At 48.8% G+C, this 5,495-nt stretch carries 7 protein-coding genes; 5 read left to right on the top strand and 2 right to left on the bottom strand.

The genetic code is table 11. The features are described from left to right. Positions 1–59 precede the first annotated feature (59 nt). Positions 60–569: a protein-disulfide reductase DsbD domain-containing protein gene (locus tag GAC_RS02965; RefSeq protein WP_223822662.1), complete on the bottom strand. Its 510-nt coding sequence runs from the start codon at positions 567–569 to the stop codon at positions 60–62. A gap of 375 nt (positions 570–944) precedes the next feature. Here GAC_RS02965 and GAC_RS02960 point away from each other — a divergent pair, with 375 nt between their 5' ends. The 3 genes from GAC_RS02960 (at position 945) to recR (ending at position 2,859) form a co-directional block, all read left to right on the top strand. Beyond that, on the top strand, positions 945–2,009 hold the full coding sequence (locus tag GAC_RS02960; RefSeq protein ID WP_010267367.1) for an ABC transporter ATP-binding protein: 1,065 nt from the start codon (positions 945–947) through the stop codon (positions 2,007–2,009). 20 nt (positions 2,010–2,029) lie between these two features. Continuing rightward, positions 2,030–2,200: a twin-arginine translocase TatA gene (tatA, locus tag GAC_RS02955; RefSeq protein ID WP_010263388.1), complete on the top strand. Its 171-nt coding sequence runs from the start codon at positions 2,030–2,032 to the stop codon at positions 2,198–2,200. Positions 2,201–2,271: 71 nt separating this feature from the next. Next, the gene (recR, locus tag GAC_RS02950) at positions 2,272–2,859 is read left to right on the top strand and encodes a recombination mediator RecR (RefSeq protein ID WP_010267368.1); all 588 of its coding nucleotides are present in this window, start codon (positions 2,272–2,274) and stop codon (positions 2,857–2,859) included. Positions 2,860–3,107: 248 nt separating this feature from the next. Here recR and GAC_RS02945 read toward each other — a convergent pair whose 3' ends face one another. Beyond that, entirely contained in the window at positions 3,108–3,992 is an 885-nt protein-coding gene (locus tag GAC_RS02945; protein ID WP_012658889.1) for a metal ABC transporter substrate-binding protein, read from the bottom strand. Here GAC_RS02945 and GAC_RS02940 point away from each other — a divergent pair. Together GAC_RS02940 and GAC_RS02935 are read left to right on the top strand one after the other, a co-directional pair. Continuing rightward, complete coding sequence (locus GAC_RS02940) at positions 3,972–4,709, top strand: metal ABC transporter ATP-binding protein (protein WP_012658890.1); 738 nt, start codon at positions 3,972–3,974, stop codon at positions 4,707–4,709. The genes GAC_RS02945 and GAC_RS02940 overlap by 21 nt on opposite strands. Continuing rightward, positions 4,702–5,495, top strand: a 794-nt coding sequence (locus GAC_RS02935) for an AarF/UbiB family protein (RefSeq protein WP_037349433.1), incomplete at its 3' end; no start/stop codon positions are given. The genes GAC_RS02940 and GAC_RS02935, both read left to right, overlap by 8 nt.

Raw genomic sequence — 5,495 nt, 5'->3', positions numbered from 1 at the left:
TGCATCAATACCACACTCAAGCCAGAAGCACAACGCCCTGGCTTGAGTACTGAGCCAACTTACCTGTTCTTCCACTCATCAATAAGATCCAGAACGGTACCGTTTTCAAAACCTTGTTCTGGCACATCAATAGTGAGAACCCTGCTCTGAGGTACACAAGATGGTCCACAAGCTGCGAAGCTGACGTTTAGCCTGACATGTCTTACGCCTTCGGCAACTTCAAGCTTTACCGGGAATACTACGGTGCCTGAGTATACATTGCTTTTTAGAGTTTTGTCTGCCGCCTTATCGACAATTTCAGAATGTTTTGGCCAGTGGATGGTATGCTCTTTCACCTCTTCGCTTTCAAATGAGAACACAGTTGGCATGCCGGTGTCCCCTGGCTCCTTAGCGCATATATGCCACCCCGATTCGACGTCAAACGTTACTGCAGCATTCACAACATTACCGGAGACTGAGCCAACGTCGACCTTAGTGTTCACGTGGTTCAAATACTTGCCGCTGTCAGCAGCATGTGCGGCCGACACGCAACACAACAGAAGAGAGAATTGCAACGCTGCCAAACGCATAAAAGTACCCATAGGAAGCCTCATATCACACATTACTAGAGCGTAGGTTATCCTCTTTTTTTTGTTTTTGCAATGATCTGTGCCTACCTAATTTTTTTGTACCACACAGTAGGGGGGCCGTAGCTTTGCTCAGAACCAAGCGCGTTCACATTTCTGGAAAATTTGCAATCCTTGCCGTTGTACTATTGCCCCTTGGTGACACGTGTGGATGGGTCTATACCCTAAAAACACGCAGGTGTTCCACAGCATTTCTGGGTTGCTGAACAAATGGTGGGTATACAGAAAGAGTTGACTAGCTCACATATCGCACGCCTGGGTTGTCGTCATTATTTTAAGATCTGGGTGCACTTGTGAATAGGTACAGTGAGTGGTACCATGGCTTGTGGCAGCGTCAGCGGTAATACTGTGGTCGAGGGACTGAGACTGGATAATGTGTCGCATAAGTACAGGAAGACAGATTTCCTGCTGAGCGTTGACTGCTTTTCCGGAGATAGGGGAGAGGTCATATGCCTACTCGGCCCGTCCGGATGTGGGAAGTCCACAATTCTAAAATTAATTGCCGGGTTGGAAAGGCTGCGCACCGGCGTGATAATGGTCAATGGAAGGGTGCTAAGCGATGCACAAAACAACACGCACGTTCCCACAGAAAAGAGAAATGTGGGGCTGGTATTCCAGCATCCATCGCTGTTCCATCACCAAACCGTGGAGGAAAACGTTGCGTTCGCGGTAAAGGAGCAGGGCAAGGAAAGAAAAACCCAGCGCGCGCTACACATGCTGCGCTTGCTAGGTATGGATAGCCACAGGGGTGCGTACCCCCACATGCTTTCTGGGGGGCAGCAGCAGCTTGTGACGATTGCCAGAACTATGGCCCAGAATCCAGAGATCATCCTGTTGGATGAGCCGTTTTCTAATCTGGATATCATTTTGCGATCTAAAATTAGGGCTGATGTATTGTCCATAATAAGGCGTGAGCGTATTACCACTCTTTTGGTAACGCATGACCCGGAAGAAGCGCTTGAGGTTGCAGACAAGATCTATGTGATACGTGAGGGCAGGATAGTGCAATGTGGCGCCCCGGGCGAAATATACAATAATCCAAAAGATGCACACTTGGCGCAATTTTTTGGGAAGTCAAATTACTTTGAGTCCGTTGTGTGTGATGGAAAAGTTGCAATATCGGGAGTTGGTGATATTGACGCAAGCTCGTTTGGGGACGGGAGCAAGGTGGCTGTGTGTATGCGGCCCGAGGCGATTTTTTTGCGACAGAGCAGCGGAATTCCTGCTACGGTGAAACTTGTAAGATTTTTTAACAGTATGGTATACATAGAGGTACAAGGTTGCGCGTATTGGATGAAGTTTACGGGTTCTGTTTTGCCCGAAGTTGGTGATGTGATATCTGTATCTTTTGATCTGGGCAAGGTTTTGTTGTTCAGGCTATAGTTGTTTGGGGGGTTGCGTATATGAGTTTAGGTCCGTGGCAGATTTTTCTTATATTTCTGATCATTCTAGTGTTGTTTGGTGCTGGTAAATTACCTCAAGTTATGGGTGATCTCGGAAAGGGCATCCGTAGTCTGAGAAAGGAGTTAAAAGATGGCAAGCTGGCGCATAACAACGATGAGTCTAACAATTGACCTGAACAGTCAGCAGTGTGCAGAAGCGGGCCCCTCTTTGTGTATCGTCTTGGTTGGGTGTTTGCGCTGATATGGACATAACTAAGCTTATAAATCTTTTTGCCAAGCTTCCGAGTTTGGGCCCTGCCTCTTCACGTCGCATAGTGTTGCATCTGTTGCGGCATAGGCAGGACGTAATGGTGCCCCTCGCTGCCGGAATTAGAGAGTTAGAAATGCACACTAAGGAGTGCACAATCTGCCACAATTTAGACACCATTTCTCCCTGCTCCATATGTTCCGATAAGGGTCGGGACCAAAGCATTATCTGTGTTGTTGAGGAGTTGGGTGACTTGTGGGCTTTCGAGCGCGGGAGAATATATTCCGGGGTATACCACGTGCTGGGGGGAGCATTGTCTGCCCTCTCTGGTATTGGTCCGGAAGACCTAAATCTGGGTGGAATTGTAGATAGGATTCGCACGCATGGGGTTAAAGAAGTCATCGTTGCAACGAGCAATGACATGGACGGACAAGTGACGTGCCATTACATAGCTCAGATGGTGAAGGGCACTGATGCCAAGGTGACTAGGCTTGCATGTGGCATTCCTCTTGGGGGAGAGATAGACTACCTAGACGAGGGCACGCTACGCGCGGCTCTCTCCTCAAGGTACGTCATTACCTAGCAATTTGACTTTTATGAATGGTACACGCCCCACCGCAGAGGAAACGTCATCGGCTAGCAATTTTGCATTGGACAGGATTGCAACTCCCAAGGCTTAAGGTGCCTCCACCCATTTTTCCTTGTAAAGTCACATCGGGCTAAAATGTCTGGCCCCGTTCAGCGAGGCATTATATTGATCTAGCCACATGCAGCCGCCATGAGTATGCGTGGAGTCACAGGCCCCAACTTTACACAACTGGCAAGATATAGCTAATCACCACGCTGCTGAAGGCAGCTCCGGAAACTGTTTGCGATTGTCTCCATCAGTTCAAAATACCCGTCCGTACCCCGGATGTTGCGTCCAAGCGGATCTAGTGCGCATATTTTTATTTTCTTGCTTACAAGCCTGTAACGAGATGCACTATGCAACGGGTCAGTAAAAATACATCGCACTTCATGCTCCTTTGCAGCCTTTTTTGCGAATGACAACCCCTTTGCGGTAACACTGACTGTATGCCCACTGCCAGACAGTGCGGCCACGAAGTTCAGCCCGAAGTACCTGTCAAAATATTGATAGGCATCATGCTCTGCCATGTACGGTGTGTCTCTGATAGGTGCGAGCACTGCGCTGATTCTGCCAGCCATGTCTTTTATCTTTGCAAGCGCAGCTTCCGCGTTTTGCCTGTAGGCATGAGCATTTTCCGGATCCTCTTCAGAGAGAACCGTGCAGATTTTTTGTACCATTTTGCTGGCGTTATCTGGATCTAGCCATATGTGCAGGTCCTTTTCATGCGTGAAGCGCCCACCGACGGCCCTTTCTGTGAGCAACGTTACCTCATCTGAAAGTTTCACGAGCCTCCTGCCTGCTCTGTTGTCCAGCCTTCTAACGAAGGACTCCAGCCTGTCGTCGATATAAAAAACTATGTCTGAGGAGTTTAGCTTTGCCATGTCGGAGGGCTTGAGCACGCAATCGTGTACGCATGATGCGCCAGTTGTGGGCAACGATGGCTCTACCACCCCATGGGCCACTGCGCTTATCAGAAAATATACGGGATTTATGGTTGCAGCTACCCTTGGAACGGTATATCCTCCTACCGGCAGCAGCACCGTGAGCGCTACCATGAATGAGATCACATGTCGTCTAATCACCAGCATTTCAGGCAGCCCGCAATAAAAGGAGGAGAGTCGAGAGTCTCGTCGAGGCGCGCGATACTCACGGCCGATAGTCTAACACTATTTTACGAAGATAAAAAGGTTATAGATAACGTTAGCTTTTCGGTAAAATTTGGGGAGATTGTAACTATTTTGGGCCCAAATGGGGGCGGCAAGACCTCGTTGGTGCGCGTTCTTGTGGGGATAAACAAGGCATACAAGGGTACAGTGCGTTATTTTGGTAAACTGGGAATAGGCTATCTTCCCCAGAATATCAAGATCAATCGTCTTATGCCCATGACGGTCGAATATTTTCTTCTGCATACCTACCTGGGGAGACGTGCAGTCTCAGATTTGGAAGACTCGATGAAATACGTTGATGTTGAGCGGCTGTTGAAGCGGCAAGTGGCCGAGCTATCCGCTGGCGAAACCCAGTTAGTGCTACTTGCTAGATGCCTGATGATGAAGCCTGATCTTATAATTTTGGACGAGCCTGTGAGCTGCATGGATATTGAAGCGAAGCACAATTTCTACAAACTAGTTGCACGGCTGGTTACAGAGTGCGGTGTGAGCGTCCTCATGACATCGCACGATCTGCACTGCGTGATGTCATGCTCTGACAGGGTTATTTGCGTAAACCACTCAATACGCTGCGAAGGCACGCCCGAGGAAATCACAGAAAACGCAAAGTTTCTGAGCGTGTTTCCGAATAATGTTTAGCGTAATAAAAAGCTGCGCCAGAATGTTGCGCATAGTGACGGCTATTTTGTGCCATGGCATCTTGCCGTACACGGGCTTCCTATCGCTCAGATTGCGTTCAAAAACCCGTGCGGAGAGGTTGTGTATTCTTTTACAAAGCTTGGGCCCAACGTTTATTAAGTTTGGCCAATTTCTTGCTGCTAGGGTAGACATAGTGGGGGAAGACGCGGCGAAGAACCTGCTCCGTTTGTGTGATGCGCTACCACCATTTTCATTCGACGACGTCGTAAAAACGATTGAGTGTGATTTGCGCAGACAGATGGGTAGCATCTTTCGAGAATTTGATACGGTGCCGGTTGCCGCGGCGAGCGTTGCCCAGGTTCATAAGGCAAAAACACTAGATGGTGAACTCAGGGCGGTGAAAGTGCTCAGACCCGGGGTGGAGCAAGATTTCCGCAGGGATATAAGACTTATGCGTCTATTGGCGCGTATTTTCGGTGGGTGCCGCGGGTTGCAGAGATTCCAGCTTGGGCAACTGGTTGAAATGTTTGCGAGCATATGCAGACTGGAGCTAGATTTACGCTTCGAAGCGGCGAATGCGGAGGAGTTGAGGGAGAACACAAAGGCGGATCGCGGGATATTTTGTGTGCCAAAGGTAGACTGGAATTGCACCTCCAAACGCGTTCTTACTTTGCAGTGGGTAGATGCTGTGCCGATTTACGAGATTGACAAATTGCAAGATCGTGAGTCTTTGGCCCGCAATCTGATTTTGTGTTTTTGTAACCAGGTGTATAAAGACAGATTTTC

Origin of the sequence: Anaplasma marginale str. Florida, from assembly GCF_000215485.1 — a bacterium.
Taxonomy (GTDB): Bacteria; Pseudomonadota; Alphaproteobacteria; order Rickettsiales; family Anaplasmataceae; genus Anaplasma; species Anaplasma marginale.
The sequence above is the reverse complement of the archived record's forward strand: the minus strand, read 5'-3'. Positions and strand labels throughout refer to the sequence as shown.

Coding starts and splice junctions, on each gene's coding strand:
- GAC_RS02960 (WP_010267367.1), top strand. CDS start 945: ATGGCTTGTGGCAGCGTCAGCGGTAATACTGTGGTCGAGGGACTGAGA.
- tatA (WP_010263388.1), top strand. CDS start 2,030: ATGAGTTTAGGTCCGTGGCAGATTTTTCTTATATTTCTGATCATTCTA.
- GAC_RS02940 (WP_012658890.1), top strand. CDS start 3,972: ATGTCGTCTAATCACCAGCATTTCAGGCAGCCCGCAATAAAAGGAGGA.
- GAC_RS02965 (WP_223822662.1), bottom strand. CDS start 569: ATGCGTTTGGCAGCGTTGCAATTCTCTCTTCTGTTGTGTTGCGTGTCG.
- recR (WP_010267368.1), top strand. CDS start 2,272: ATGGACATAACTAAGCTTATAAATCTTTTTGCCAAGCTTCCGAGTTTG.
- GAC_RS02945 (WP_012658889.1), bottom strand. CDS start 3,992: ATGCTGGTGATTAGACGACATGTGATCTCATTCATGGTAGCGCTCACG.